Raw genomic sequence first — 1,840 nt, 5'->3', positions numbered from 1 at the left:
GCGGTCGCCGAGCGCGATACGGCCCGGGCGCAGCACCTGCGCGTAGACGCCCGCGCAGGGCTGCGCGTCGAACTCGTCCGTCGGCGCCACGCGGTTGTGGGCGGCCGGCACGCGCAGTGCATCGGTGTCGCGGGGCAGCGCGCCGTGCTCCAGGGTGGGTATCGCGCAGCGCGGGGTGCGGGCGATGACGCGGAGCGTGAGCCGGTCGCCGATCCGCAGGTCGCGGCCGACCCAGTCGTTCTCGACGAAGCCCGCGCCCGCGGTGTCGATGACGACGTTCGGCCGGTAGCGCTCCGCCTCCACCGCGCCGCGCGGGCTCAACTCGGCGATCCGCCGCAGCGTCGACGACGTGATCAGGTGCAGCGGGGCGAAGTCGAAGAAGGTCCCGTCGGGCGCGGCGCCGCCCAGCCGGCCCACATCCACGGAGACCGCCGCGCGGACGCCGTCGCGCAGCACCTCCTCGGGGCGCGCGCGGTCGAGTTCGGCGTCGGCGGGCGGCCGCCCGGACAGGACGACGGGCTGGTCGAGGAGTTCGGAGAGCCGCTCGTCCACATCGGCGTCGGTGCTCCACAGCGCCTTGCCGTCCGGGAGCGCGATCCGCACCGCCGCCGGCGTCGCGTTGGCGCTCAGCTGGAGCAGCCGGCGCCACGTCCTCGGGTTCTTGGCGCTGGCGACCTTGCCGCTGTCCCGGTGGATCAGGGCGAGTTCACGGTCATACGGCAGCCCGCGCTCCGTCACGTCGGCCGCGACGACCGCCTCGCCCAGCATCGACTTCACCGGGTAGCGGAGCAGCGCCTCCACCGTGGCGCCCCCGACGCCCAGCGTCGGCGGCCTCACCGCTCGCCGTCCGATATCCCGGGCAGCAGCGGGAACAGCCGGCTGACGAACGCCACCGGGCGGGCGTCCGCCGGGCGCGCCGCGACGTCGTGGTCCCGGTGCCGGTAGCCGGCGAGCGTCTCGCGTACCGCCTCGGCGACGGCCTGCAACTCCTGCGGGGTGAGGTGCACGACGGTGCTGAACGCCTCGTCCGCCGCGCGCCACTCCAGCGGCGCGCGGTCACGCTGCTCCAGCCAGCGCCGGTGGCTCTCGTCCTCCAGTCCGCGGGCGAGTACGCCGAACTCATCGGCCTCCGCCGGCCCGGCCCCCACCGGTTCGGGCTCCAGCGGCTGCTCCCAGCGCAGCCGCCACGGCCGGGCCCGGCCGCCGGAGTGCGGCGCCTCCTCGATCAGCCCGTGCCGGGCGAGCTGCCTCAGATGGAAGGAGCACAGCCCGGAACTCTCGCCGAGCCGCGCGGCCGCCTCGGTGGACGTCACCGTGCCGCCGTCGGCGAGCAGGTCGAGCAGGGCGATCCGCACGGGGTGGTCGGGCAATCGCTCGGGCGAGCGCGGCCGCTCCCCCTGCGGCTCGGGCGGGGCGGGCAGAGCAGGCGGCGGTATGGACGCGGGTACGGGCTTCTCCTCGGTCACTTTGCAGAAGCTGCCCCTTTGCAAAGCACCCCGTCAAGTGCGTTCCGTCAACTGCGTGCGGCCGGCTGCGTTCCGTCGACTGCCGCGTTCCCTCGCGGGCCGTCCACCGCCACCACTGCCACCACCGCCACCGGACATCGCTCGGACGGCGGATCTATCCTGGACAGCGAGGAGGTGCACAATGCGCAAAGTAGCCGACTGCCGTGACTTCCCGAGCGAGTCGAACTGCACCCTCGCCATTTCCGGCGAGGAGGACGAGGTCGTCCGCGCCGCGACCGAACACGCGGTGTCCGTGCACGGCCACGACGACAGCCCGGAGATGCGCGAGCAGATCCGCGGCATGCTCAAGGACGAGGTCCCGCAGCACGCCTGAC

General features: G+C 74.3%; 3 protein-coding genes. 1 reads left to right on the top strand and 2 read right to left on the bottom strand.

The genetic code is table 11. The features are described from left to right. Both AC13HU_RS36560 and AC13HU_RS36555 read right to left on the bottom strand, forming a co-directional pair. Positions 1-837, bottom strand: an 837-nt coding sequence (locus tag AC13HU_RS36560) for an MOSC domain-containing protein (protein ID WP_483046304.1), incomplete at its 3' end; no start/stop codon positions are given. After that, positions 834-1,421: a winged helix-turn-helix domain-containing protein gene (locus AC13HU_RS36555; protein WP_483046305.1), complete on the bottom strand. Its 588-nt coding sequence runs from the start codon at positions 1,419-1,421 to the stop codon at positions 834-836. The genes AC13HU_RS36555 and AC13HU_RS36560, both read right to left, overlap by 4 nt. Before the next feature lie 226 nt (positions 1,422-1,647). On the opposite strand from AC13HU_RS36555, the gene AC13HU_RS36550 reads away from it, so the two are divergent. Continuing rightward, positions 1,648-1,839: a DUF1059 domain-containing protein gene (locus AC13HU_RS36550; protein ID WP_328472514.1), complete on the top strand. Its 192-nt coding sequence runs from the start codon at positions 1,648-1,650 to the stop codon at positions 1,837-1,839. Position 1,840: the final 1 nt, after the last annotated feature.

It is taken from the genome of Streptomyces sp. NH27 (assembly GCF_056859195.1).
This window is presented reverse-complemented; position numbering and strand designations above follow the sequence as displayed.